Source organism: Synechococcus sp. W55.1 (assembly GCF_047461655.1).
Taxonomy (GTDB): Bacteria; Cyanobacteriota; Cyanobacteriia; order Thermostichales; family Thermostichaceae; genus Thermostichus.
The window spans coordinates 228,481-253,928 of record NZ_JANSHN010000001.1; the positions used below are offsets into that span (position 1 = coordinate 228,481).

Below are 25,448 nucleotides of genomic sequence, written 5' to 3' on the forward strand. Positions count from 1 at the left end.
TTGGGATGGAGGTTGAAGTCGCTTTTGCTCAAACTCAACCCAACTGCCAGTTGACGACTGGCTGCTGCAGGATTGAGGAGTGTCTGAGAGGGAGGGAGGCACAGACAACGCTGAGAGAAACCGTTTCAATCTTTTACATTTCAACCAACACGATAACCCAGGAGCCTTTCCCTGCCAATAATCTGTAAAGGTATTTACTTTTTCTTAATGGTTGGCTGGGCCACGTGAGACTTTGATCCCTCTGAGGGGGAACGGTTGGGAAAGAGCCGCCCCATCACCTCCGCTTGGGCCCAGGGATCCCGGTTGAGGCTGTGGATGGCATTGGCCCATGGAAAGTGCGCCTGCAGGCGGCGGTAGAGAGATAAATTACCATAAATGACGACCGCTGCCACCCGCTCCCGATGCTGTTGCAGCCAATCCAGCACATAGTTGGGCAAGGGATCCCGAAGGAAACCTTGGAAGATGAATCCTGGGGCGTTGTTTAGGGCAGCTTCCAGCCAAGGTAGGGGGGTAAGAGCATCGCTGAGCACAGGAAGCATGCCTAAGGCAGCCGGAACATGCAGGGCGGGAGATTGCAACTGCACATCGGCAGCACCCAAGGGGGGATCCTGCCAGATCCAGTTCAACCATCCGGGCTCTGCGGGCGGGCCGAGGGGCCGGCCTCCTTCCACGCCACCACGGGCCATAGCCGCTTGACAGGGAGCGATATCCTTCTCGGCCAAGAGGGATCCCAGCTGTGCGGCTCTGTGCAGAGCAGAGGTCAGGTGGGAGCGCCTGTTGAACAACTTTCCCAACGCCGTTCGCGTCCGCGGAACGGAGTCCTTGTCCTTGGAGATGGGATCCCCCAGCAGCAAAGGCTTCAGTTGCTCGGCGGGAGAGCCACGGTTGAGGGCCGGATCCGTGGGATCCCTGGCCCCCATCCATCCGCCAACGGTGCTGAAATCCGTTTCCGCCAAGGCCGGCCACACCTGTTGGAGGAGAGCTGAGGCGGCGGGTAGGAGTCGCTGTTTGGCCCGCAGCACCCGCGTCACCGACTGGGCAAGCTGGTCTGTGCTGAGGGATCCCTGTTGCACCGCTTCCAAAACGGCTGCCAAGGATGCCGTTGGATCGGGGGGGGTCAGAATCAGATCGGCACCGGCCTGGAAAGCCCGCACGGCCAATGAGTTGGGAAAGGACTCCGTCCCGCTAACGCGAACGGCCAGCTCTGCCAGAAAGCCTTGATCGAGGCTATCCACGACGATAAGCCCACCAAACCCCCATTCCTGGCGCAACAGTTGGGTTAGCCGCCCCGGCAGCAGGGTGACAGGCCAGCGCTCATCCCACTCCGGCAGCACCACATGAGAAACCAAGATCGCCCCCACCTGCTCCACCAAACCTCGAAAGGGCAGCCAAGGCCCCTCTTGAAGCTGCGCTGGGGTTAGGCTCAGACGGGGACACCAAGGGATATCTGCTGCCTTCGGCCTACGGCCCGCCAAGGCGGCTGGAACCCGCTCCGCTCCGGCCTGAACCGACTTGAATCCCCCTTTGCCCGGAAAGGAGCTGGCCGTGGTCAGGATCCCTTCTGGAACCGCTTGCTCACATCCGCGCACGAAAGCTCGCGCCAGTTGCAAAGCAGATAGGGGATCCTCCGCCAAAGCCAGCTCCCCCAGTGGCTCTGCCACCGGGTTGAGCAGCCAATTGATGCCGATGGCTGCCGCCTCCCGCGCCGTAATCCGACCCCACTGTTCCGCCCAGCGTTCTGCCTCTGATCCCAGACGGCTCAACCCCAGGGGATGGGGAAAAGAGGTAGCCCCCTGTAGGGCCAGCCCACGACCGGCCTCGGCTGCCACCAAAAGGGGCAGAGCCGCCCAAGACTGGGCCTCCTCGATCAGCAGCAGGGCCTCGGCCACGTGGCCATCCGTGAGCCAGATGCCCCCGATCCCCACCTCCTGGATAAGCCGTTTGAGGATCTCTCGGGGAGGAGACTGGGATCCCAGACGGGCCGAGACCGGCACCACCAACAGTTGCGCCACCTGCCGGGCTAGGGACAAGGGTCGGTCAAGTTCCTCGAGCGGAGATCCGGAAACACTCATAGGCACAGCCGAAAGTTCGTCAGCAAGGGGAACTGCTCCCTTTGCAGAAACGCAGATCATGATAGCCACTCCTGCCGGTTGCGGCTCGCAGCGGGCTGTTGAGGGCTAACGAGAAAGCCGACAACGGTCACAGGTGCCACAAGGCAGGCCGGGCTGCTCCCCAGGGTAGCCAAAATAGGGCAAGATCGCCTGCCACCGACAGCCGCGAGTGTGGATCAGATCCTCTATACCCCGCCAGGGATCCTCTCGTCTTAAAGGCTGCCAACGGCGGTGTAACACCTGAAAGCGAAAGGGATCCGGCCACCGCAAACAGCCCATCTCCTGCAGCAGACCCAAGGCCACCCGTGCCTCTCCGGGGGGCAGATCGGCGTAGGATCCCTGCTGGGGTAGGGTTTGGAGCAGGTGGCGTGCTCGGGCCTGAAGGCGCTCCTGCTGGGAATAGAAATAGGCTTGGCGCCGGCGATCGCTGGGATCCAGCATGCCCGTCGGCTCCGAGACCAGCATCAGGGCCCGACAAGGGCCACCATCCCGACCGCCTCGTCCCACCTCTTGCAAATAATCCATCAAGGTGGGCGGGGGATGAAAGTGCAGTACCCAACGCACGTCCGGCTTGTTGATGCCCATGCCAAAGGCGTTGGTGCAGACCAGAAAGCGCAGTTCCCCCTGCAGCCAGGCCCGTTCCAGCCGACGGCGGGATCCCGCTTCCAGTCCCCCATGGTAGGTGGCGGTTTTTAGGTTCTGTCGGCCCAGCCACTCGGCCAGCTCTTCCCCATCCCGCCGGGTGCGCACATACACCAGACCCGAGCCGGGATTTTCCCCCAGGAATCGCAGCAGACGGCGACGACGATGCGCCGGGCTCCAGGCTATCGCGACATTGAGGGAGATATTGGCCCGCAGGGGATCGGCGCGAATGCACTCCGGATCCCGCAGCTCTAGGATTTGGCTGAGGCGGCTGCAGGTTTGGGGGTCAGCCGTGGCGGTAAAAGCGGCAATGGGAAAGGAGGACTTCACCGGGGCCAGAGCCGGGCGCAGCAATCCCAGACGGCGGTAGTCGGGCCGGAAGGATCCCCCCCAATGCACCAACGTGTGGGCCTCATCCACGATCAGGCCGTTGATTTGCACCTGAGGCTGTTGCAGCCGTTGCCAAACGGGGGGGCTGAATAGGGTCTCCGGCCCCAGATAGAGCAGGCGCAGTCGGTTTTCCTCAAGGGCCTTCAACACCCGCTTGCGCAGGGCTGGATCCAGTTCGCTGTGGAGACAGGCTGCCGGCAGCTTGCGTTTCCAGAGATCCTGAACTTGGTCTTCCATCAGGGCGATTAGGGGTGAAACCACCAGCATCACCCCCCTTTGCAGCAGAGCTACTAGCTGAAAGCACAGGGATTTGCCAAACCCCGTCGGCAACACCACCAGCGCGTCGCGCTTGTCCAGCAGAGCGCGGATCACCTGATCCTGGGGTGGGCGCAGCCTCTCGTAACCCCAGTGTTGCTTGAGGGCGCGCTGAATCTGCTGCCAATCTTGCAAACGGCAACCCCCTTTTCAACAATTTCCTTCAGCAATCTACAGCGATTTCGGGAGAAGCTGTCTTATAGGCTATTTCAAATCCCGCTGAACCTGCTAGCTCCCCTCTCCCAAGGGGTGAGGGCGCAGAGGATCGGCCCCACCGGCTTGCCTGTAGGGGATCCCTGTCACACCTATCCCCGTGTCCAGGGGGCTGGGATCAGGATCCCCGGCAGAGAAGGGATTCTCACCTGCTGCATGGGTGAAGGTGTCGATGGCGGCGGGCTTGTGCGATCCTAGAGCTGGGACTTCCCGCCTGCTTCGATACTTTTCCCATGACTGCCCTCGACTCCTCGCGCCTGCTCCAGCCCAGAACGGCCTCTGTTCACCGTCGCACTGGAGAAACGGATGTCCAAATTCATCTGAACCTGGATGGCAGCGGGCGCCATGAGATCGATACTGGGATCCCCTTTTTGGATCACATGCTGGCCCAGCTCAGCACCCACGGGCTGATCGACCTGCAGATCAAGGCCATAGGGGATCTGCACATCGACGATCACCACACCAACGAAGATGTGGGCATCACGCTGGGACAAGCCCTGGCGCAGGCTCTGCAGGATCGGCGTGGCATTCATCGCTTCGGCCATTTTTGGGCACCTTTGGATGAAGCTTTGGTGCAGGTGGTGCTGGATTTCTCCGGGCGTCCTCACCTCAGCTATGGCCTGGAGCTGCCCACGGAGCGCATTGGCCGCTACGAAACCCAGTTGGTGCGGGAGTTTTATCAGGCGGTGGTCAACCACGCCCAGCTTACCTTGCACATTCGCCAAGCTGCCGGTCTCAACGCCCACCACATTGTCGAGGCCAGTTTTAAGGCGTTTGCCCGTGCCCTGCGCATGGCTGTAGAACGGGATCCCCGCCGACAAGAAGGGATCCCCAGTTCGAAGGGAGTACTCTAGGCATGAACTGGCCACGGAGACTGTTGGCCTTGGCTCTGGGATTGGGGACAGTTTTCTTCGGTCTGGGCCAGATGGGGGGTGCAGAGCGCTTGGGGGTGTTTCTGCCGCCTTTGTTTGATTGAGTTCTCCTTGCCCGTGGAGGATCTGGCCCAGTTTGCTCACAATGGCACGGTGAGCCGGCAGTTGGATTTTTATCTGCGGCGGCTTACGCCAGAGCAGCAGGCAGCTTTGGCAGATTTGCTCACACGCGATTTTGATCCCAGCACCTCTGCGCACTACTTTGATTCGAGACCTGAGGCCAGAACAGATCCAACTGGCCTTGTCCGCAGCAGAGGTGCGGAACACTTTCCCGTGAGAAGTGTCTTGAGCTGAGGAGCTGAGAAGAGGGCTGGCTGCTATCTTTGTCGGATGGCCCTCCTTGGTCTTGTTGAATCTCTGCCCATGCTGCTGTTGCTGACCAATCTGATTGCCGTTTTGCTGTTTTTGCTCTGCCCCTGGTGGGTGCTGAGGCGGGAGTTCGGCGGCACAGGGGTGCTGGCAGGAACCTTTGGCCTCATCGACCCGCAGCAGTTGGGGATCCCGGATACTTTGGCGGTGGGTTGGATCCCAGGGTTGAGCTGGGCCTGGGTGCTGTTGGCGCTGTTGTCGTGTCTGGCCCTGGGGATCAAAGAGCGGCAAGTGCGGGCCCGCTGGCTGTACAGCTTGGGGGTGGGCGGTCTAGTTCTGTTTGGGCTGGGCTTGCTCTGGTTTTATGGGGCAGTGGGGGCGGTGAACAGGGCGGCCCTGGCGGAAGGGATCCCGCCAACTCGGTTGCCGTTGCGGCGGTTCAGCCCTTCTTTGGCCAGCTATGCCAGCTTTGCCTATGCCCTGCTGCTGTTGCTGCTGGGGCGGCTGCAGTTGCCGGGGGGAAAAGCCTTTTTGGTGCGGCGGCGGCAGATCATCGTCCCCCTGACTGCCTTGGGGGCGGCGGTGGCAGCAGGGGCGGTGGTGGTGGGGTTGCTGCGGCCCGGCCTGGGCTCCTCGCCCGATTCGCCTTTTTTTGTAAAGCTAAGCACCAAACTGGACTTGATCACCTACACCTTTCAGGTGCTGTTTAGCCCCATCACTCATCTGCCCGGGTTGTTCCAGAGTTTGCTGCTGGCCACTCCTCTGATTTTTACGGGGTTGGCGGTGGCCTTTGGCTTTCACGCGGGCTTGTTCAACATCGGCGCGCCGGGACAACTGACGATGGGAGCCATTGCCACCATGCTGGTGGGGGTATACCTGCCGGGGCCAGGTTGGCTGACTTTGCCCCTCTCGGTTTTGGCGGCGGCTGCCGGTGGAGCCCTTTGGGGTGGGATCCCCGGTTGGCTCAAGGCCCGCTTCGGCACCCACGAGGTCATCAACACGATCATGATGAACTACATTGCCGCCTCAATCTTCTTGTTTTTAATTTCGGCCAACCAGTACCGTTTTTTCGGCTATCCGGTCACTTTGCCCTTCAAGGCCCCCGGCCCAGAAGCCCGTAGCTACGAAATTCGCCCCGAATCGCGGCTGCCCTCGCTGCTGGAGTTGCTGGGGCTACAGGGATCCGGCCCCGGGACGCTGTCTTGGGCTTGGCCCTTGGCCCTGTTGGCCGGGGTGGGGTTTTACCTGCTCTGCAGAGGCTGGCCCCTGCAAAGACGATGCATCGGATCCCTGGCGGCAGGGCTGGGGGGATATCTGCTGGGGGGCATCTTGCCCGGTTGGCCGGTGGAGGTGCCCACAGGGTTGGCCGCCATCCGCTTGAACGGGGCCTTTTTGATTGCGCTGCTGGCGGTGGCAGTGGTGAATGTCTATCTGTGGGGAACCTTGGAGGGCTATGAGCTGCGGGCCATGGGCTTTTCTCCCAGAGCGGCAGAATATGCCGGGGTGGACTTGGGCCAAAAGCAAATCTGGGCCATGGCCATCTCCGGCGCCTTGGCGGGGCTGGCTGCAACCCACTATGTTCTGGGGGCCGGCCTCGAAGAATACCGCCTCAAGCAATCCTTGCCTGCCCAGGTCGGTTTTGATGGCATTGCGGTGGCCCTGATGGGGCAAAACTCTCCTCTGGGCATCGTCCTCACAGCACTGCTGTTTGGGGTACTCTTGACGGGGGGGCTGCGGCTCAATCTGGAATTGGGGATCAGCCGAGAATTGGTGACCGCTCTACAAGCTTTGATCGTCTTGTTCATTGCAGCAGGTGGCCTGTTGCCCGGCTATTTCACGGATCCCTTGCAGGCAGCCCAGGTAGAAATGGACTGCGATGAACGCTCAACTTGAGTACCCCTGAGCGGAGATCTCGCTTGCGCTGGCGTTGCAGAGCACTATGGCAACTCTGTTTTGGGCTTTGATCCCGGCTACCCTGCGCTCCACCACCCCTCTGTTGCTCACGGCCTTGGGGGGCATGTACTCGGAACGCAGTGGCGTGGTCAATATTGCCCTGGAAGGGATCATCTTGTTTGGGGCTTTGGCGGCGGCGGTAACCACCCAACGCCTGGAAGCTTCCCTTCTGGCCCAGACTCCAGCAGCTCAGGTGGGTTGGATCCCTTGGGTGGGTCTGTTGGCCGGCGCCTTAGGGGGGGTGGCCATTGCCTTTGTGCATGCGCTGATGTGCATCCGCTACAGAGCCGATCAAATTGTCAGCGGCACCGCCATCAACCTGTTGGCCATGAGCGTGCCTTCGCTGGTGCTGCAATCCTTCTACGGCAACACCACCAACTCTCAAGAAATTGTCAATCGGCTGCCGCTGTGGCATGGGTTTAGCCCCTTGGTGTACCTGGCCTTTCTGTTGGTGCCGATCTCCTGGTGGTTGCTGTTCAAAACGCCCTGGGGCTTGCGGCTGCGAGCGGTGGGAGAGCATCCTCAGGCTGCTGCCACCATGGGGGTGGATGTCCTGGGTATGCGCTACGCGGCGGTGCTGCTCTCCGGCTTGTTGGGGGGCCTGGCGGGGGCTTATCTTTCCATCGGCTTTTTGAACCAGTTTGTCCGCAACATGTCAGCAGGAAAGGGCTTTATCGCCTTGGCAGCGATGATCTTCGGCAAGTGGCATCCCTTCGGGATCTTGGGCGCAACGCTGTTGTTTGGAGCCACCGACGCCCTGGCCATCCAACTGCAGGGAGGAGATGTGATGCCGCCCGTGTTGATCCAGGCTTTGCCCTTTGTGTTGACGATGGGGGTTCTATCGGGAGTGCTGAGCCGCACCCGCCAAACCCGCCCGCCGGCTGCCCTGGGCAAAATCTACAGCAACTGAAAGAGAGCCGAGAGACAACCCTTTCTAGCGCACAGTCATGATGGTCATCTCGATTCAAACTAGGACACTGCACCCACACCTAAAACGTTGGTCGCGTCGGCGTTGCGGAACAGTAATGCACTCGGCCAAAGGCTTTCCTCAATGGCCCAGGCATCTCACCCTAGACTGAACACCGCAGTCTAGAAATGGTCTAGAAACAGCTTAGAAACCCTCGGAAAGGCAGAGGGGCGCCAAGATGGGCTCCGGGGAACTCCCCAAAACAGGGATCCTCTCATGGGCAGCAATATCAAACTGGCTCGGTTGCTGGCTTTGGCGGCAGTTAGCGGTTGATCGGGGTCGATTGTACGCCCCTGCTGGGTACGCTAGTTCTGGACGCGATTCTCGGTGTGGGCCTGTTGGCTCCCGCCTCAGCAGTCCAGATGGGGCAAAGTCTGTCCGGTAGGGATCCCCATTTAGGTTTATTCTGGACTTAGCCATCTTTCCAGAGTTGCACCTCAGCTTGTGCGGGATCCAGAGTCGAAAATGGTTTCACCCTATCGGGATTCCGGCAGTTGCCAACCCTGGAGGCTCTTGTTCCGAGCAGTCGGTAAATCTATGTTAGGGGGGGATGAAAACCATGGACATTGATCTTCGTCCGCTGATCGTTTTGTCGCCCATTGTTTTGGTGGTTGCCTGGGCTGCTTACAACATCATCAAGGCTGCCATCAAGGGGGAGGCCAAGCTCTTCGGCGAAAGAGGCAACAACCCCTTTGGCAGAGGCGGGAGCTGAACGTGCGGATCCGCTCACAGCCGGCAGGCTCAGTATGCTAGGTGAGGAGACCCAGGCAGCGGTAACGCCCTCCGAGGGGACAAGCCCAAAATCCGCTGATGTGATTGTTATTGGGGCCGGAGTGGCCGGCTTGGTGTGTGCAAGGCAACTGCTGCGGGCAGGGCTCCAGGTTCTGGTGCTGGAAAAATCGGCAGGCTTGGGCGGGCGCATGGCCACCCGTCGAGTTGAACATGCTGGACAAACGGTGCCGGTGGATCATGGAGCTCAATACCTGACCGCCGACTCGGATGGCTTTCATCGCTGGGTGAAGGAGCTGCTGGGCCTGGGGCTGCTGACGGAATGGACACGCTCGCTGCATGTGCTGGATCGAGAAGGGCTGCGCCCAGAGGATCCCAACGACGAGAAACCACGCTACGCTTGCCCCCAGGGCATGACAATGCTGGCCAAACACTTGGCTGCCCCGCTGTCGGTACACACCCAAACTCGTGTGGTCAGCCTCAAACCTTTGGCAACCACCTGGCAATTGAAAGCGGAGAACGGCCAATGCTACGAGGCTGCTGCCCTGGTGGCGACAATTCCGGCCCCCCAGTTGCTGCCCCTGCTCCGGGAAGGGATCCCTTCGGCTGAAAACCTGTTGCCTCTGCTGGAATCCGCCCAGTATCAACCCTGCCTTGCGGTTTTGGCGGGCTACTCCGAGAACATACCGCCACCGCCCTGGAAGGGGATCAAGTGCTTGGAAGATCCAATGTTGGCCTGGCTGGGACTGGACAGCAGCAAGCGCCTACAGCCACTCTCGCCCGTGGTGGTCTTGCATGGGGGGGCGGAGTGGTCATCTCTGTACCTGGAGGCCAGCCCACCTGAGCTGGAAAAGGCCGGTCGAGAATTGCTGGCCCACGCGGCCCAACGGCTGGATCCCTGGCTGGCTTCGCCACAATGGATGCAGGTGCACCGTTGGCGCTACGCATTGCCTTTGGAAACCACGGGATTGGCCAGCCTAAGCACCCGTATTCCCGCCGCTGAGGGATTGCCTTTGGTTTGTGCCGGCGATTGGTGCGCCGGGGGTCGCATAGAGGGGGCTTGGCTCTCAGGGCAAGACGCTGCCAAAACCCTGCTTGGAATGCTTTCCGGGAAATGAGGGGATGCAGAGGGTATGCACGGGCCGACTCGGTCGGCAGGGGAAATGCCTGGCCTGGCGCAGGACGGAGATGACGGCAAGACCACTGGGAGGGCAGGCTGAGGGCCGCCGAGAATTTCCACCCTCTGGGCCGGGGAGTGTGCCAAGCTGAAAGGGTGGATCCCCTGGCAGGTACTCTCCTCTCCATTTATGCCCAGAACCTGCACAATCTACCGTCGGGCGCAATTTGCCGCCAGCCACCGGTACTGGTTGCCCGAGCTCTCAGAAGCCGAGAACTTGGCCCGCTTTGGCCCCAATGCCCGTTTTCCCGGCCACGGCCACAACTACGTGCTGGAGGTGGGCATGAGTGGCGAGGTGGATGACTACGGGATGGTGCTCAACCTCTCGGATGTAAAGCAAGTGATCCGGCAGCGGGTGATTCAAGATCTCAACTTTGCCTATCTGAATCAAGCTTGGCCGGAATTTGCCCAAACCTTGCCCACCACCGAGTTTATCGCCTACGCGATTTGGCAACGCCTGGCCGAGGCTCTGCCCCTGACCAGCGTCCGTCTGTACGAGGATCCCGAACTTTGGGCCGATTACCGAGGAGAAGCCATGCAAGCCTACCTGACGGTTGCCACCCATTTCAGCGCTGCCCACCGTTTGGCTCTGGATCACCTGAGTTTTGAAGAAAACAGCGCCATTTACGGCCTCTGTGCCCGTCCCCACGGCCACGGCCACAACTACGGCCTGGAAATTACCGTCAAGGGATCCATCCATCCGCGCACGGGGATGATCGTGGACTTGGCAGCCTTGCAGCAGGTGATCGACGAGTGGGTGGTGAAGCCTCTGGATCACACCTTTTTGAACAAAGACATCCCCTACTTTGCCCAGGTGGTGCCCACCGCCGAAAACATTGCCCTCTACATCCAGCGGCTGCTGACTCTGCCCATTCGGGAGCTAGGGGTGCAGTTGCACCGGGTTCGCCTGCAGGAGAGCCCCAACAACAGCAGCGAGGTCTATGGGGAGTTTCCGCTGGAAGAGCTGCTCAACCCCTCAGCAGGGATCCTCCAGGGTGTGGCTCCCCCCGCTTCTGGCAGCCCTATTGCCACGCAACGCTGATGTGACCACCATGCTGGATCTGGTTAAGCTGAGCGGGCAAATTCCTGCCTTCACCCGGCACTTGCAACAGGAGTCGAAAGCCGGCCAAGAACGCCTGCGCCAAGCCTGGCAAGTTTTCGAGCGCTGGCAGCAGGAGCCGCAGGTTTGGCAGTCCCGCTGGGCCGAGTGGGGATCCCATCTGTCGTTTGTTTGCGCCAGCCCCGCCGAGCCGCCGGAAGCCTGGGGATCCCTGCCCAAGGTCGAGCCTCTGCAGGGGCGACACACGGTGGTGGCCACGGATGGATCCCAGATTTTGCCCAGTCACCACGAGATTGCCTACTGCTCGCTGATCAATGTTGGGCGCGTGGTTCTCCACTACGGCACCCAGGAGTGGCCGCTCCTGGACAGCCAGCCCCTGCTGCTGTATGGAGATGGGCCCCTTGCCCAGCAAAACCGCTCAGACTCCCCTCTCTCGGAACCGCGGGCAGAAGGGTTGCCGAGGGCCCCCCTTAACCGGCGAGACTCTCGCCCGCAGCGCGCTCCAGGTGAACGCAATCCTACCAGCGGCACGGAGTCCTCGTTGGGGCTGGAAGAGATACTGGCCTTACGACGCTCCCAAGCGGAACTGGAGGAGCTGGCTCGTTTGGCCCTGTCGGTGCCCCGTCGCCGCACCACGCTGGCGCTCCTGGATGGATCCCTAATCCCTTGGGGACTGGAGCCTCTGCCCCAGTCGGCCCGGCGCCCCTGGTTGGATCCCATTCTGGCGACCTTGGAGCAGTTGCGGGCGGCCCGCATTCCTCTCGTGGGTTACATCAGCGCCTCCCGCAGCAGCGAAACCCTCAACTACCTGCGCTTGGGGCTGTGCCCGTACCTGGGCTGTGACTGCTACCGCTACTGTCCCGGCGAGAAGTCTCCTCCCTGCCATCCCTTCGCCCCCCTGGCAGACCGCGTCTTTTGGGGATCCCTGCTGCAGCCGGGAGAGCGCAGCCCCCTTTGGCGCTGCGGAGCCAGCGTGCTGGACACCTTCGGGGAACACCACATCCACTGCTGTTATCTGAATGTCAGCGAGGGATCCCTGGGCGAACCCGAGGTTGCCCGCCTGGAGTTTCCCGCTTGGGTGGCCCAGGATGCGGAGTTGCTGCAGCGGGCCTTGGCAGGCGTGCTGAGCCAAGTGCACAAAGGCTTTGGCTACCCCATCGCCTTGGCAGAAGCCCATCATTTGGCGGTGGTGAGGAGCGGGGATCGGCAGCGGTTCTTTGCCCTGATCGAGCAGGAGCTGATCCGCACCGGCCTGCGCCACGTAGCCGTCTCTCGCAAGGAAGCCCAGAAGCGGAGTGGCATTGCCTGAGCCCGAGAAAGCCCGCACTGACCCTGGGGATCCCTGGCACCCAAGAAAAGGCTGTAGCCTATTGAGGGGATCCCCATTCAACGGTTAGGGTTGCCAAGGTGTCCCAATCCTGTCTCTGTTGCCAGCATGATGATCCGAACCCCTCTGCGCAGCATCATCTCCCCCCTCACCCACAACCCCCTCTGGTACAAAGACGCGATCATCTACGAGCTACCGGTGCGGGCTTTTGCCGACAGCGATGGCGACGGCGTGGGAGACTTCCAGGGCCTGACGGAAAAGCTGGACTACCTGCAGGATCTGGGCATCACGGCCATTTGGCTGCTGCCCTTTTTCCCCTCGCCCCTGCGGGATGACGGCTACGACGTCTCCGATTTCACCAACGTTAACCCCACCTTGGGCACCCTAGAAGACTTCAAAATCTTTCTGGATGCCGCCCATCAACGGGGGATCCGCGTCATCATCGAGCTGATCCTCAACCACACCTCAGATCAGCACCCGTGGTTTCAGCGGGCTCGGCGGGCTGCTCCCGGCACCCCAGAGCGAGACTTTTACGTTTGGAGCGATACGCCCGAAAAGTACAAAGAAGCCCGCATCATCTTTCAAGACTTTGAAACTTCCAACTGGGCCTGGGATCCGGTGGCCAAAGCCTACTATTGGCATCGCTTCTACTCCCACCAGCCGGATCTCAACTACGACAACCCCGCCGTGCAGAAAGCCATCTTTGAGGTGGTGGACTTCTGGCTGAGCATGGGGGTGGATGGCCTACGGCTGGATGCCGTGCCCTATCTCTACGAGCGGGAAGGCACCAACTGCGAGAACCTGCCGGAAACCCATGCCTTCCTCAAGGCCCTGCGCCAACACATCGACCGCAACTATCCCGACCGCATGTTGCTGGCCGAGGCCAACCAATGGCCGGAAGATGCCGTGGCCTACTTCGGCGACGGGGACGAATGCCACATGGACTTTCACTTCCCCCTCATGCCGCGGCTGTTCATGGCCATCCAGATGGAGGATCGCTTCCCCATCATTGACATCCTGCAGCAAACCCCGCCCATCCCCGAAACCTGCCAATGGGCCATCTTCCTGCGCAACCACGACGAGCTCACCTTGGAGATGGTCACCGACGAAGAGCGGGACTACATGTACCAGGTGTACGCCAAGGATCCCAACGCGCGGGTGAACCTGGGCATCCGTCGGCGCTTGGCCCCCCTGCTGGGCAACAGCCGCCGCCGCATCGAGCTGATGAACAGCCTGCTGTTTTCCCTGCCCGGCACCCCGGTCATCTACTACGGGGACGAGATCGGCATGGGAGACAACATCTACCTGGGGGATCGCAATAGCGTGCGCACCCCCATGCAGTGGAGCGCCGACCGCAACGCCGGCTTTTCCCGGGCCAACCCGCAAAAGCTTTATCTGCCCATTGTCATCGATGCCGAGTACCACTACGAAACCGTCAATGTCGAAGCGCAGCGGAACAACCCCTATTCCCTGTGGTGGACTATGAAGCGGCTCATCGCAGTGCGCAAGCGATTCCAAGCTTTTGGCCGCGGCTCCTTTGAGCTGCTCCACCCGGAAAATCGCAAGGTGCTTGCCTTTATGCGGGCCTTTGGCGATGAGCGCATCTTGGTGGTGGCCAACCTCTCCCGCTATGTGCAGTGCGTGGAGCTGGACTTGGCGGAGTGGGAAGGACTAATTCCGGTGGAGATCTTCGGGCGCACCGAGTTTCCCCCCATCGGACAACTGCCCTATTTTTTGACTCTAGGCCCCCATTCTTTCTATTGGTTCTCCCTTGAGCCCCAAACGGAGCGGATCCACCCCAGCCACAGCAAGCCGGAAGAGCTGGATCGTCTGCCCACCCTGATCCCCTCAAGCGGCACTTGGGAAAGCCTCTTTCAAGGGGAAAGCCAAAAGCAGGTGGAGGCGCTTTTGGGGGACTATCTCTACCGTTGTCGCTGGTTCGGCTCCAAAGCCCGCCAGATCCAGTCGGCCCAGATCTTGGATGCCATTCCCTGCAACCGGGAGGCAGATCCCCCCTTTCGGGGCCAGATCATTCTTCTGCAAACTGAGTTCACTCAGGGGGAAGCGGAAGTCTACTCCCTTCCGGTAGGCTACGCCACTCAGGAGATGGCTCTGCACCTGCGCAGGGAGATGCCGCAAGCGGTCATTGCCCCTGTGCAAGTGGCCGGGGATCCGCCGGGGGTTCTTTTCGACGCTTTGGCGGATAAAACCTTTTTGTCCCTAGCCTTGCAGATCATCGCCCAGCAGGGGCGCCTGCGCCACAGCTCCGGGGAGCTCTGGGCCACCACCTCTGGCGCTTTTGAGTATGACCCCAGCCTGGAACCCCGTATCCTCAAGGCCGAGCAGAGCAATACCTCTGTGGTCTACGGCAACCGGTACATCCTCAAGGTCTACCGCAAGGTGGCCGAAGGGGTGAATCCCGAGCTGGAGATTGGCCGCTACCTGCTGGAGCACCATCCCCAAGTGCGGGTGCCGCGGCTGCTGGGATCCCTGGAGTATCGCCGTCGTCGCGGGGCCCGTGGGTTTGATCCCGCCGATCAGCCCATTACCCTGGCCATTTTGCAGGAGTACATCCCCAACGAGGGAGATGCCTGGCACTACACCCTGGACAGCCTGGGGCAATTTTTTGAGGCGGTGCTGGTTCACTACCAAGAGGTGGATCCCGTGCCCGTGCCGCAGGGATCCTTCTTGGAGCTTTCCCAACAGCCCTTGCCGGAGCTGGCCTACGCCACCATCGGCAGCTACCTAGAATCGGTGCGGATCTTGGCCAAGCGCACCGCCGAGCTGCACATCGCCTTGGCTGCCGATACAGAGAACAAAGACTTTGCGCCGGAGCCTTTCTCCAGCCTTTACCAGCGCTCCATCTATCAATCGATGCGCAACTTGGTGGGGCAGGTGTTTCCGCTGCTGTTCGCGTCAGCGGGACGGAGTCCTTATAAGCAGCTCCCCAAGCTGCCGGAAGCAGAGGCCAACTTGGCTCGGGCTGTTTGCGACCAAGAAGGGGAAATCATGAGCCGCTTCCGCCTGATCCTAGAGCGGAAGATCACTGCCCTGCGTACCCGCTGCCACGGGGATTATCACCTGGGCCAGGTGCTGTTTACCGGCAAAGACTTTGTCATCATCGACTTTGAAGGGGAGCCGGCCCGCTCTTTGGGCGAACGGCGTCTCAAGCGTTGCCCCTTACGGGATGTGGCGGGGATGCTGCGATCCTTCCACTATGCTGTCCACACAGCTTTGCGCCAGCAACTGGAGAGCGGCTTGGTCTGCGCCGACCACTGCCCCGACATGATGCGGTGGGCCCAGTTTTGGCACCGCTGGGTCTGCGCGGGCTTTTTGGCCGAATATCTGCAGGTGGCTTCCCAAGCGGCTTTTTTGCCCCGCAGCCTGCAAGAGATAGAGGTGTTGTTGGACGCCTATCTGCTGGAAAAAGCCATTTACGAGCTGGGCTATGAGTTGAACCACCGCCCCGAGTGGGTGGAGATTCCCCTGCGCGGGATCTTGCAACTGCTGGGCATTTCCACCAAGGTTTAGGGGATCCTGTCGGCAGGCCATTTGGGGTGAGCGACTGGGGGACAAACATGTGTGGACGGTTTAGCCTGGGAGTGGCGCCAGAAGTGCTGAGGCAGCATTTTGGCTTGCCGGCGGCAGCCCAAGAAAGGGCAGCTGTCCCCCGGTATAACATCGCTCCTTCTCAGCCGGTGCTGGCGGTGGTGGCGGGATCCCTTCAGCGCGAGGCAACCCATTTTTGCTGGGGCTTGATCCCCAGCTGGAGCCGAGCTCCTCAGGCCGGCTGGATCAATGCCCGAGCTGAGACAGTAGCTGAGAAGCCTTCTTTCCGCGAAGCTTTCCGCCGTCGTCGCTGCTTGATCCCGGCCGATGGTTTCTACGAGTGGGCCGACTCAGGTACGGCCAAGAAGGGCAGACAACCCTACTGGTTTCACCTGCTGGATCGACCGGTATTTGCCTTTGCCGGCATTTGGGAACGCTGGCGCAGTCCAGAGGGGGTGGAGGTGGAAACCTGTGCCATCCTCAACACTGCCGCCAACCGTCTGATGCAGCTTTTTCACGAGCGGATGCCCGTGATTTTGACGGAAAACGACTACGACCTCTGGCTGGATCCCCAGGTGCAGGATCCCAAGCTGCTTTTGCCCTTGCTCCGCCCCTACCCAGCAGAAGCCATGGCGGCTTATCCGGTCAGCACCTATGTGAACAACCCCCGCCACGAGGATCCCGCTTGCCGTGCTCCTATCGGAGAAGCAGTGCAGGGATCCAGCCTCAGCGAGCCCGCTGGTAGCGCATCCCCGGCAGTTGTACCAGCCAGCCTTCCAATTCCATAAGCAGCAGGGTACTGGAAAGGGTGGCAATATCCATCTGGCTAGCCTGGGCCAGGGCATCGAGGCTGAGGATGCCCTCCCCTAGCAGCTGCCAGAGCAGTTGCTGTTGGGGATCGCTGGGGCCAGTGGACGAGGGCTGCTTTAGCACAGGGGATCCCTGGAGGAGGCCCAAGTCTTTCAACAGCTCCTCGATCCCCAGGATCATGCCGGCGCCGTCGCGGATGAGCTGCAGGCAGCCGCGGGCTGCTGCCGTGTCGATGTTCCCCGGCAGGGCATACACTTCCCGACCGTAGTGGTTGGCCAGGTGAGCAGTAATTAGCGCTCCCGAGGTTTCCGGAGCCTCCATCACCAAAGTGGCGCGGCAGAGGCCGGCAATGATGCGGTTGCGCTGGGGAAAATGCTCCTTGGCCGGTGGCGTGCCGGGGGGATATTCGCTGAGGATGGCCCCTTGGGCCAGGATGCGCCGGTAGAGAGCTTGATGGTGAGCTGGGTAAACTTTGTCCACCCCCGTTCCCACCACGGCCACCGTCTTGCCGCCGGCATCCAGACAGGCCTGGTGGGCAATGCCGTCGATCCCCGTTGCCAGCCCCGAGACCACCACACAGCCAGCTTCCGCCAGGGCAGCGCTGACTTTCTGGGTCCACTGTCGACCGTAGGCCGTAGGGGCGCGGGTGCCGACGATGGCAATAGCCGGCTGTTGCCAGTCAGGACATTCTCCCAGGACGTAGAGAATAGGCGGCGGATCCGGCAGCTCCCACAGCAGCGGCGGATAGCCAGGATCCGCAGGGGTTAGGAAGGGGATCCCCGGCTTTTGAGTTTGCTCCAGGATCTCCCCAGGGTCGAGGGCGGGACGGGCGGAAACAATCGCCTCTGCCAGGGTGGGGCCAATGCCTTCCACCTGCCGCAGGGCCGGGGCATCCGCTTGCCAAGCCCGCTCCAGGGATCCAAAAAACTCCGCCAGCCGCTTGAGCCGGTGGGGGCCAATCCCTTTGATGCGGGCCCAAGCTAGCCAGTAGGGCCGCTCCCGTTCTTCATGGCCTGGCCCACGGGAAGGCTCCCTCTTGCCAACAGGATCTGAAGGGGAAAGGGGAAAAGACAATTTAGCTCTGCGCAGTAGTGGCTGTATCTTAAGTGATTGGCAAAAGGAACGCTTGGCAAAAAAGCAGGAGATGGGTAGATGTCAGGGTTGGATCCCGCCGGTAACCTTCAAGGATCAAGGCAGCTGCGGTTTGGGCGGATGCGCCAAGCTTGGGTGTGGGGGGCCTATCCCCTGCTGTGGCTGTTGACCTGGGTGGGATCCCGCTCGGCCCAGCCCCAGTTTTTGGGGATCCCGGCCTGGTATTGGCTGGCGGGATTGGCTGTCCTGCTGTTGGTACCTCTTAACTTCTACATTGTGCGCGTTTGCTGGCCGAGAGGCGGAGATGAGTAACACGGTTTTGAGTCTGGGTGTGGTGGGGGCATACTTGCTGCTGCTGGCGGCCATTGGCTTCTGGAGCTATCGCCACAGCGGCCAGGATCCGGTGAGCTATTTTTTGGCAGGGCGGGGGTTGGGATCCCTGGCTCTAACCTTGACGACGCTGGCGACGCTGCTCAGTGCCTTTACCTTCATTGGGGTGCCAGCGGATGCCTATACCCACGGCCTAGGGATCTTCCTGGGGGTGGGAGTGACCACCGCCTTCATTTCGGGGCTGTTTTTGTGGGTGGGCTACCGGGTATGGCTAGCAGCCCAACACTTTGGCTTCATCACCCCTTCCGAGTTTTTCGGCCACCGCTTCAACAGCCCTCTTTTGGCTCTACTCTACTGCCTTAGCGCCCTGACGTTTACCGCCCCCTACATCAGCATCCAGATCATTGGCGGAGCCCGCACCCTGGCGGCGGTGTTGGGGGAGGGGATCCCCTACTGGCCCTTGGCGGTGGTGGTGGCGCTGGTGATCTTGGGGTATGTGCTCTTTGGCGGATCCCAGGCGGTGGTCTGGACGGACGTGGTGCAGGGGATCATCCTGATTTTGGGGATGGGGGTGGCCTTTGTTGCCCTAGCCTTGGGGGTGGAGGAGGCTGCCGGGCAGTTGGATCCCTGGCTGAGCTTGCCCGGCCCCAATGGGCGCTGGAGCTGGCAGGGGCTATTTGGCAACCAGTTGCTGTTTTTCATGGCCACGCCCCTTTTCCCGCAATTTTTCCAGCGCTTCTACATGGCCAAAAGTGCCCGGCCCTTCCAGACCCTGATGGTAGTCTGGCCGCTGCTGATTCTGCTGGTCTTTTTCCCAGCAGCTCTGCTGGGGGTTTGGGGCCGCCTGGCTTTTCCCAGCCTGGAGAAAACGGATCAGATTATGCCCATGATGTTGCAAACCCTGCCCAGCGGCGTAGCAGCGGTGGTGATTACGGCGGCCCTGGCTGCTCTCATGTCTACAGCTGACTCCCAGCTTCTCACCGCCAGCTCCCTAGTGACGCGGGATCTGGTGGTTACCTTCTTCAGGCGCCAGCTTTCCCCCCACCAAGAAGAGTTGCTAGGCCGCTGGGTGGTGCTGGGGATCGGCCTAGCTTCCTTTGTGATTGCTCTTAACCCGCCGGGGCTGATTGTGGAGATTGCCACCTGGAGCTTTCAGGGCAACGCCATGCTGTTCCCTGTCTTAATTGCCGGCCTGTACTGGAAGCGGGCTACCCGCGCCGGGGCAGTAGCCGGGGCCCTCGTCTCCAGCGGCCTTACCCTAGGGTGGCTAGCGGGCCTGTTGCCCAAAGCTTGGACAGGGGGCTGGTTACCCGTAATCCCGGCAGTGGTGATCGGCAGTGGGGTGTTAATTGGCGTAAGCTTGCTTACCCAGCCGCCCAAGGAGCAGGTGACCGCCTACTACGAGGAAGGGCCTTGGGGAGAGTAGGTTATTCTTTATCGATCAGCTCAATCAACGCTTTTCCAGGTCTGCCGGTAGCCAGCCAGCTTGAGCCAGGCCGTTGAGAAATGCGAAAGTCCCTCCTAGAAAAAGCAAGCCCATCAGGCCCGCCAAGGGGTTGCCACCAATCCCCGTTAGCCACGCTGGCGCCCTGCCGGTGTAGTCTATCCAGGCCAAGTTGTTGACCCAGGCCATGCCCCATACCCAACCCGCGTGCAGCCCTAGGCTAAGGCCCAGCTTGTTTTGGTTCCAGACCCTCGCCTGCACCAGCAGCAGCCCCATCAGCCACAGTCCGGGAAATTGCGGCCAGGTGGCGAGAATCTCAGGCAAAGGCTTGAGGAAATGGGCCACAGCAAAGAGGAAGCTGGATCCCCACACCGCAGTGCTGCAACCGTAGTCCAGCAGCATCTCCTGCAGCAGCCAGCCGCGAAAAAACAGCTCCTCCGCCAGCGCCACCCCCAAGCCCAAAAGCAACCCCAGCAACCCATAGACCAGCAGGGATCCCCCTCCTACCGCCCTCCAACTCAGCCAACCCAGGGATCCCTCCAGGCCCAAAAGCAAGAAAAGCCCCCCGACCCCGATCCCCAGGCCCCACAGGATCCCGCCTCGGCAAGGCCAACTGCCATCCAGTCCATAGGCGGCAAACCCGGATCCCCACAGCCCCAGCCAGACCAGCAGCAAGGCATACAGGGGCAGCCACAGGTAGGCTCGCGCTTCCGGAAAAAACCACCCCCCCAGCCCGACCCACGGCAGCCAGGCTAGGAGGGGGATCCCCAAAAACAGCAACAGCCGCAGCGGCAAGGGCAAAGCCTTGAGTTTTGCAATCAGCAGGCCCACCCCAACCGCTCCTGCTTAGCGTTCCGGCTCAATGGAGCTGGTGAGGCCGTGCTGACGCAACTGCTCACAGTAAAACTCCGCGTGCTCCCGCGGCACCACGATCACCACAGCAACGCCGTTGTGGTGGGCCTCTAGCATGATCTCGGTGGCTTGCGGCGGCATCATGGATGGGATCACCTTCACCAGCACCTGAACCACGTACTCCATGGTGTTGACATCGTCGTTGTGCAGCAACACCCGGTACATGGGCATGTGCTTTGGGGTTACAGAAGGCTTGACCAGGGTCTCTGTAGCCACAACGATCCCTCCTTCGGCAGGGTCAAAAGAAGTCTAAGGAACGCAAAACCGCAAAAATGGGGCAAAAGCAGGAAAAACTGTAATGAAATTTTAGCCTTCTCAGCAAGCTCTGTGAAAAGGCCGTGGGGAACCTGGGCGCAGGGGTCAGAGCCGTTAAACCAACCCTAACCCAGCCTTCACCTGCCCACAACCTCAGCTTGGGGGCAAAAGTGCTTGACTAAAAAGGCGATTGGCCTTTGTTGCGGATCCCTTTACATTTGCCTGCGTCCCTGAGGTGGGTCTCATGAGTTCCCTGCGTTCCCGTCGCTTTTTCCTGCAGTTGCTGATGTTTGGGGGTGGGGCAGCCGCCCTGGCTGCCTGTGGAGGCACCTCCAGTTCCTCCATTCCCCCCCTGGGAGAGCCTGGATTTCCCCAAGGGGTATTTGCCGGGGATCCCACCTCGGAAGGGGCGGTGCTTTCCACGCGGGTGATCCCGGCCAGTGCAACAGACACGGTTGCGGTGACGTTGCAGGTGGCTGAGAATTCCGAGTTCAACCCCATTTCGCAACAAGTTTCGCTTACTGCTCGCCGTGTGGCGGGCCGCAACTACCGCACTGAGCCAGGCGACTACATTGCTCGTGCCGTCGTCACCGGCTTGAGGCCAGCGCAGCGCTACTTCTACCGGTTTGTCAGCGAGGGGTTTACCAGTCCCGTGGGACAGTTCCGCACCCTGCCGGCTCCTGGGGATGGGCGGCCTGTTCGTTTTCTGCACATTAGCTGCGCCAACGAGCCTCCCTTTCCTATTGGGGCAGCCATGTTGGCAGAAGTTAGCCGCGGCGACATCGATTTCATTTCCTTTAACGGCGATACCGTCTACGCCGATCGCTTCTGGCTGGGGTTAGATCCCATCGGCAATCTGGAGTTCTACCGCAGCCTCTATCGGGATCAGCGGGATCCCAACTATGCCGGGCGGGAGTTCGCGCAACTGTTTGGCCGGACTTCCTTTGTTGTCAACTGGGACGATCACGAGGTGATTGACAACTACAGTGGCCAGAAGGCCCGCGGTGGCCGGGCCACTCAGCTCAACGACACCACCGGGCAAACCCGCGATGTGGAAGATCTCAAGGTGCTCGGCTACCAAGCCTTTTTTGAATACAACCCCATTACCCCCAACCTGACAGATGTGGCCGGTGTGGATAGCCGGGATCGGCTGTTTCGCAGCTTCCGCTACGGGGCCAATGCCGAAGTCTTTATCCTGGATCTGCGCCAGTACCGGGATTTGGCGGCGGTCACCCCCATTTTGCCCATTTTGCCCCCCGGCCTGACCCGTCAGCGTTTTTTGGAGCTGGCCGGCATTCGCCTCACGCCCGAACAGGAAACCCTTTTCTTCGGCCCACCCGGCTCCGAGCAAGCCCTGTTTAACCTGCTGCGCCGCACGCCCCGTACCCTCTTGGGCAATCCGCAGAAGCAGTGGCTGTTCAACGGCCTGCGCAACTCCACCGCCACCTACAAGTTCATCGTCAGCGAGTTTCCCATCACGGTGACCTACTTCCGCTCCAACGATGTTTGGGAAGGCTACTGGCTGGAGCGGCAGGAAGTCATTGACTTTATTGAGAGCAACAACATCCGCAACGTGGTGTTCCTGACGGGCAACAACCACGCCGGCTTCATCGGCCAGGTCAACCCCGGCAGCAGCAACCCTATCTGGGAGGTGTGGACCGGCCCCACCGGGCGGAGCGTTACGGCCCTGAGCATTGACGAGCTGGGCAATCAACTGGGGATCCCCAATGCCAGCCGCCTGTATTACCGGATTGTGAACGGCTTTTTGGCACCGGTGAACCCGGCCAATCCCCAGGTGAGCGGGATCCCAGGGGTAACGACGGGCAACTTGCGCTTTTTGGAGCTGGCGGTGCCCAACTACAACGTTATTGAAGTCTCCGGCAGCCGCTGCACCATTCAAATCAAAGGCCCTACCGGCAGTGTTTTGACGGATCCCTTAGGGCGAAGGGGGGAACTGAATTTGCCGCAATGAGAAGTCGGCCAGACCGATGCGGGAGCTTCGCCGGATTTCTGGTCAGAATTGAGGGATCCCTGCTCTACTCGGGATCCCTTTTTTTGTAACTCTTTTTCGCGATTTTCAGCATGAGATTCTTAAGATCCTTAACGTGATCTGAATCATTCGGGAGAAACGGATCTGGGTGCTAGAGTGTGGGCGTTGAGGTGGATCCCTGTAGAAAATCTATTCTTTCTCCGTTTTTCAGTAGGGAGGGCAGTCTTATGGCTTCGGTGCGGGGCTGGTTGATGGCAAGCTTAATAGGGGCAGCCACGGTTGTTGGGGGCGCTGCCGCTTGGGCTCAGAGCCGTAGTTTGTGGCTTTTTAATGGACAATCGACCGTAGTTACAGGCTATTTCTACCGAGGTGAAAACATCTGGGCGCAGTGCGACCAGGATTGCTTCGATGTGGATCTGGTGCTTTACGATGCCAGCGGTCAGGTGGTGGCTGCAGACGAACTGTTGGACGATTTCCCCATCGTGCAGGCGCCCTACGAGGGCAACTTTTCTGTCAAGGTGATCATGGCTAGCTGTCTCCACCCCAGTGGTTGTGCTGTGATCGTAGACTCGGACTACAGCTTCTAGAAGGGTGCTGGCTGTCCTCACTTCGTCGCCACTGCTTGGGAAACCGATTCAGTAGCCTAGGCTGCTTTGTGAGCAGCTTCCTGGACTTTGGCATGGGTAAACTTGCTCAGCCCGTGGATGGTCTTTTCCCAGTAGAAGGGCTTGGTGAAAAGCTGCCACAGAGCCATGTAAGCTGCCATAGAGTGCAGTTGCCAGTAGATGGGGTTGAGCAGGGCATAGAAGGCCAGATCGTAGTACCCTCGCCGGAAAACGGCCACCAAGTTGAGGTAAATCCCAATGGCATTGCCCACCAGGAGGTTAAACAAGCCCAGATAAACCAGCCAACTGGGGAAAATGTTTTGCAGCCAATGAGCACGGGTGAGCAGCCAGTAGAAAAAGAGCAGCCACATAATGGGGCTGGTGAGGAAGGTGAAGAAGCTGCCCCCGATGAAAAATTGGTAGGCCAGCCAGTTTTTGAGGCCCAGTTTGCGCAACGAGCGCAGGGGGTGGCGGTTGTGGACTAGCCAAGTCTGCATGTAGCCCTTAATCCAGCGAGAGCGCTGCCGGATCCAGTTTTTAACAGCGCAGTTGGCCTCTTCATAAGTGGTGGAGTTGATCACCCCCACCGTATAGCCGTGCTGGCTGGCGCGGATGCCTAGATCTGCGTCTTCGGTGACGTTAAAGGGATCCCATCCCTGCAGCTCCCGCAGGCGGTCAGTGCGAAAGTGGTTGCTGGTGCCACCCAAGGGGATCGGCATTCTGAGAGTTTCCAAACCCGGCAGCAGATAGTCGAACCAATAGGAATACTCCAAGGTGAACATGCGGGCGAGGAAGTTCTCGTTGCGGTTGAAATAGTTGAGGGCGGCCTGGACGCAGACCAAGCTGGGATCCCCTTTTCGGAAGGCAATGACTGCTTTTTTGAGTTGGTCTGGATCCGGAATGTCTTCAGCGTCGTAGATGGTGAGGTATTCGCCACGGGCAAAAGCCAGGCCGTAGTTGCAGGCTTTGGGTTTGGTCTTGGGCTTGCTATCCGGTACCAGCAGCAGGCGCACGTAGCGGGGGGGCTTGGCAGCCCGGGCCGCCTCAATGGTGTCTCGGTCGTTTTCCTCCAACAGAATAAGCACATCCAACCGCTCGTGGGGGTAATCCAGCTTGGAGAGGGAGTTGATGAGAATCGGCATCACTTCCGGCTCTTTGTAGACCGGCACCAGGATGGTATAGATAGGCAAGTCGCGATCATCCAAAGCGGCTACTTCCTCATCGGTAATCTGGTGGAAGCGATCGGCGGATCCCACTAGGCTGAGCAGCAGTTTGAACAGGATCGAAGCGACGTAAAAAAGATTGATCAGCAGCACCAAAATGGTCAGAGTCGTCCAGGGAGCAGTGGCCAACCCCAATAGAAATAGCAGCAGCAGGCCGTAGCCCACTGCAATCTGAGAAGGAGTAAATACCCGCGAGGCCGATTCCTCCGGCAGGCGGGCCATGAGCTTGTACACAGCTTCTTGGCTCAGCTTAGGTCCTTGATCCTGGCTGAGAAGCTGCGTGATATCCTGCTCGGTGCCCAGAACTTTTTCAATACGCAAGCCTGGCCGCCAAGCGTAGAGGATCTCATCCACCTTCCAGTCCAGGGGGTCATTCACCATCACCATCAGAGCATTTTCATCTGCCCAGGCTAGGGGGTAGAACAGGTGGCGCATCATCAGCTCAGGATCAAACTGTTGGCTCAGATCCTCCTCCCGATGAAGCAGCCCCGTTCCCATCAGTTGCGAGACCGTTGGGTAGCCCAGCAAATGGGCTAGGATGCTGAGATACTCGGGGGTGGAGAGGTAGCTCAGCCGGGTCAGCACCTGCCCCAGGCTGGAGCCGGTGCGGCGGCGGATCTCCAAAGCCTGCTGCCACTGCTCTAAGGTAAGACGGCTGCCCAGCAGATCGGCGGCCAGCTTGCGTTCAATGAGGGCGGTCAGAATCTGTTTTTCGGTGGCCGGGATCTCCCAAATCCGATCGGCTTCGGGGCAGAGGCGCTTGACATTTTGCCAGACAATGGGATGGCCCGGCTCCTCGGTAGCAACCACTACGGTTTGCGGGTCGAGCCAGCCACAGGGCAGAAAGCGCACCGGCACCAGATCGATAGGCTCGATCAGCCAAGGCAGCTCTAGGTCGAGGGGATGCCCGAGCAACCAGCTCCTCAGCTTGGGCCGCTCCAAGATCTGACAGCAGAGGCGAGCAAACTGACGGGGGTGCATTGCCCTCAAGCTCCAGAGGGCCCGCGGCAGGGAACAAGCAGCTTGTTTTTGATAGCGATAAGCCTTTGCCAACTGCTCCTGGGTTAGACAGCCTGTGCGCACCAACCAGTATTCGATCAGCGTTAACATAAG

Annotated in this window: 20 protein-coding genes; 14 read left to right on the forward strand and 6 right to left on the reverse strand. The window is 60.3% G+C overall.

Annotated elements, in window-relative coordinates; genetic code table 11:
* Positions 1–194: 194 nt before the first annotated feature.
* Both NW816_RS01005 and NW816_RS01010 read right to left on the reverse strand, forming a co-directional pair.
* Positions 195–2,030: a glycoside hydrolase family 3 N-terminal domain-containing protein gene (locus NW816_RS01005; RefSeq protein WP_414407923.1), complete on the reverse strand. Its 1,836-nt coding sequence runs from the start codon at positions 2,028–2,030 to the stop codon at positions 195–197.
* Between the two features lie 147 nt (positions 2,031–2,177).
* On the reverse strand, positions 2,178–3,593 hold the full coding sequence (locus tag NW816_RS01010; protein ID WP_414407924.1) for a RecQ family ATP-dependent DNA helicase: 1,416 nt from the start codon (positions 3,591–3,593) through the stop codon (positions 2,178–2,180).
* 311 nt (positions 3,594–3,904) lie between these two features.
* Here NW816_RS01010 and hisB point away from each other — a divergent pair, with 311 nt between their 5' ends.
* The 10 genes from hisB (at position 3,905) to NW816_RS01060 (ending at position 16,462) form a co-directional block, all read left to right on the forward strand.
* A complete protein-coding gene (hisB, locus tag NW816_RS01015; protein ID WP_011432314.1) occupies positions 3,905–4,525 on the forward strand; it encodes an imidazoleglycerol-phosphate dehydratase HisB in 621 nt (206 codons plus the stop codon).
* A gap of 135 nt (positions 4,526–4,660) precedes the next feature.
* Positions 4,661–4,897: an alpha/beta hydrolase gene (locus NW816_RS01020; RefSeq protein ID WP_414407962.1), complete on the forward strand. Its 237-nt coding sequence runs from the start codon at positions 4,661–4,663 to the stop codon at positions 4,895–4,897.
* 36 nt (positions 4,898–4,933) lie between these two features.
* Positions 4,934–6,805 (forward strand): ABC transporter permease, encoded by a 1,872-nt coding sequence (locus NW816_RS01025; protein ID WP_414407925.1) that lies wholly within the window; start codon positions 4,934–4,936, stop codon positions 6,803–6,805.
* A gap of 46 nt (positions 6,806–6,851) precedes the next feature.
* On the forward strand, positions 6,852–7,775 hold the full coding sequence (locus NW816_RS01030) for an ABC transporter permease (RefSeq protein WP_414407926.1): 924 nt from the start codon (positions 6,852–6,854) through the stop codon (positions 7,773–7,775).
* A gap of 616 nt (positions 7,776–8,391) precedes the next feature.
* Positions 8,392–8,544, forward strand: a complete 153-nt coding sequence (locus NW816_RS01035) for a photosystem II protein Y (RefSeq protein ID WP_414330801.1) — start codon at positions 8,392–8,394, stop codon at positions 8,542–8,544.
* 34 nt (positions 8,545–8,578) lie between these two features.
* Complete coding sequence (locus tag NW816_RS01040; protein WP_414407927.1) at positions 8,579–9,679, forward strand: NAD(P)/FAD-dependent oxidoreductase; 1,101 nt, start codon at positions 8,579–8,581, stop codon at positions 9,677–9,679.
* Positions 9,680–9,868: 189 nt separating this feature from the next.
* Positions 9,869–10,780: a 6-carboxytetrahydropterin synthase gene (locus NW816_RS01045; RefSeq protein WP_414407928.1), complete on the forward strand. Its 912-nt coding sequence runs from the start codon at positions 9,869–9,871 to the stop codon at positions 10,778–10,780.
* A complete protein-coding gene (locus tag NW816_RS01050; RefSeq protein ID WP_414407929.1) occupies positions 10,764–12,107 on the forward strand; it encodes a DNA double-strand break repair nuclease NurA in 1,344 nt (447 codons plus the stop codon). Before NW816_RS01045 ends, NW816_RS01050 begins: the two co-directional genes overlap by 17 nt.
* Positions 12,108–12,233: 126 nt before the next feature.
* Positions 12,234–15,656 carry a maltose alpha-D-glucosyltransferase gene (gene treS / locus NW816_RS01055; protein ID WP_414407930.1) on the forward strand — a complete coding sequence of 1,141 codons (3,423 nt, stop codon included), beginning with the start codon at positions 12,234–12,236 and terminating at the stop codon, positions 15,654–15,656.
* 47 nt (positions 15,657–15,703) lie between these two features.
* Complete coding sequence (locus NW816_RS01060; protein WP_414407931.1) at positions 15,704–16,462, forward strand: SOS response-associated peptidase; 759 nt, start codon at positions 15,704–15,706, stop codon at positions 16,460–16,462.
* Here NW816_RS01060 and dprA read toward each other — a convergent pair.
* On the reverse strand, positions 16,401–17,558 hold the full coding sequence (gene dprA / locus NW816_RS01065) for a DNA-processing protein DprA (protein WP_414407932.1): 1,158 nt from the start codon (positions 17,556–17,558) through the stop codon (positions 16,401–16,403). The genes NW816_RS01060 and dprA overlap by 62 nt on opposite strands.
* Positions 17,559–17,696: 138 nt before the next feature.
* Here dprA and NW816_RS01070 point away from each other — a divergent pair, with 138 nt between their 5' ends.
* Positions 17,697–17,888 carry a hypothetical protein gene (locus NW816_RS01070; RefSeq protein ID WP_238376882.1) on the forward strand — a complete coding sequence of 64 codons (192 nt, stop codon included), beginning with the start codon at positions 17,697–17,699 and terminating at the stop codon, positions 17,886–17,888.
* Positions 17,881–19,332, forward strand: a complete 1,452-nt coding sequence (locus tag NW816_RS01075; protein WP_414407933.1) for a sodium:solute symporter family protein — start codon at positions 17,881–17,883, stop codon at positions 19,330–19,332. Before NW816_RS01070 ends, NW816_RS01075 begins: the two co-directional genes overlap by 8 nt.
* A 24-nt stretch (positions 19,333–19,356) precedes the next feature.
* On the opposite strand, the gene NW816_RS01080 is transcribed toward NW816_RS01075, so the two are convergent.
* Together NW816_RS01080 and clpS are read right to left on the reverse strand one after the other, a co-directional pair.
* On the reverse strand, positions 19,357–20,181 hold the full coding sequence (locus NW816_RS01080; RefSeq protein ID WP_414407934.1) for a lysostaphin resistance A-like protein: 825 nt from the start codon (positions 20,179–20,181) through the stop codon (positions 19,357–19,359).
* A 15-nt stretch (positions 20,182–20,196) separates the two neighbouring features.
* The gene (gene clpS, locus NW816_RS01085; RefSeq protein ID WP_414399792.1) at positions 20,197–20,478 is read right to left on the reverse strand and encodes an ATP-dependent Clp protease adapter ClpS; all 282 of its coding nucleotides are present in this window, start codon (positions 20,476–20,478) and stop codon (positions 20,197–20,199) included.
* Positions 20,479–20,761: 283 nt separating this feature from the next.
* On the opposite strand from clpS, the gene NW816_RS01090 reads away from it, so the two are divergent.
* Together NW816_RS01090 and NW816_RS01095 are read left to right on the forward strand one after the other, a co-directional pair.
* Positions 20,762–22,489, forward strand: a complete 1,728-nt coding sequence (locus tag NW816_RS01090; RefSeq protein WP_414382384.1) for an alkaline phosphatase D family protein — start codon at positions 20,762–20,764, stop codon at positions 22,487–22,489.
* A 245-nt stretch (positions 22,490–22,734) separates the two neighbouring features.
* Entirely contained in the window at positions 22,735–23,094 is a 360-nt protein-coding gene (locus tag NW816_RS01095) for a hypothetical protein (protein WP_414407935.1), read from the forward strand.
* 56 nt (positions 23,095–23,150) lie between these two features.
* Here NW816_RS01095 and NW816_RS01100 read toward each other — a convergent pair whose 3' ends face one another.
* Positions 23,151–25,445 carry a glycosyltransferase family 2 protein gene (locus NW816_RS01100; RefSeq protein ID WP_414407936.1) on the reverse strand — a complete coding sequence of 765 codons (2,295 nt, stop codon included), beginning with the start codon at positions 25,443–25,445 and terminating at the stop codon, positions 23,151–23,153.
* Positions 25,446–25,448 lie beyond the last annotated feature (3 nt).

Excerpts from the sequence above, each read along its gene's own strand:
- hisB (WP_011432314.1), top strand. The coding sequence starts at position 3,905 with ATGACTGCCCTCGACTCCTCGCGCCTGCTCCAGCCCAGAACGGCCTCT.
- NW816_RS01025 (WP_414407925.1), top strand. The coding sequence starts at position 4,934 with ATGGCCCTCCTTGGTCTTGTTGAATCTCTGCCCATGCTGCTGTTGCTG.
- NW816_RS01030 (WP_414407926.1), top strand. The coding sequence starts at position 6,852 with ATGGCAACTCTGTTTTGGGCTTTGATCCCGGCTACCCTGCGCTCCACC.
- NW816_RS01035 (WP_414330801.1), top strand. The coding sequence starts at position 8,392 with ATGGACATTGATCTTCGTCCGCTGATCGTTTTGTCGCCCATTGTTTTG.
- NW816_RS01040 (WP_414407927.1), top strand. The coding sequence starts at position 8,579 with ATGCTAGGTGAGGAGACCCAGGCAGCGGTAACGCCCTCCGAGGGGACA.
- NW816_RS01045 (WP_414407928.1), top strand. The coding sequence starts at position 9,869 with ATGCCCAGAACCTGCACAATCTACCGTCGGGCGCAATTTGCCGCCAGC.
- treS (WP_414407930.1), top strand. The coding sequence starts at position 12,234 with ATGATGATCCGAACCCCTCTGCGCAGCATCATCTCCCCCCTCACCCAC.
- NW816_RS01060 (WP_414407931.1), top strand. The coding sequence starts at position 15,704 with ATGTGTGGACGGTTTAGCCTGGGAGTGGCGCCAGAAGTGCTGAGGCAG.
- NW816_RS01070 (WP_238376882.1), top strand. The coding sequence starts at position 17,697 with ATGCGCCAAGCTTGGGTGTGGGGGGCCTATCCCCTGCTGTGGCTGTTG.
- NW816_RS01075 (WP_414407933.1), top strand. The coding sequence starts at position 17,881 with ATGAGTAACACGGTTTTGAGTCTGGGTGTGGTGGGGGCATACTTGCTG.
- NW816_RS01090 (WP_414382384.1), top strand. The coding sequence starts at position 20,762 with ATGAGTTCCCTGCGTTCCCGTCGCTTTTTCCTGCAGTTGCTGATGTTT.
- NW816_RS01095 (WP_414407935.1), top strand. The coding sequence starts at position 22,735 with ATGGCTTCGGTGCGGGGCTGGTTGATGGCAAGCTTAATAGGGGCAGCC.
- NW816_RS01100 (WP_414407936.1), bottom strand. The coding sequence starts at position 25,445 with ATGTTAACGCTGATCGAATACTGGTTGGTGCGCACAGGCTGTCTAACC.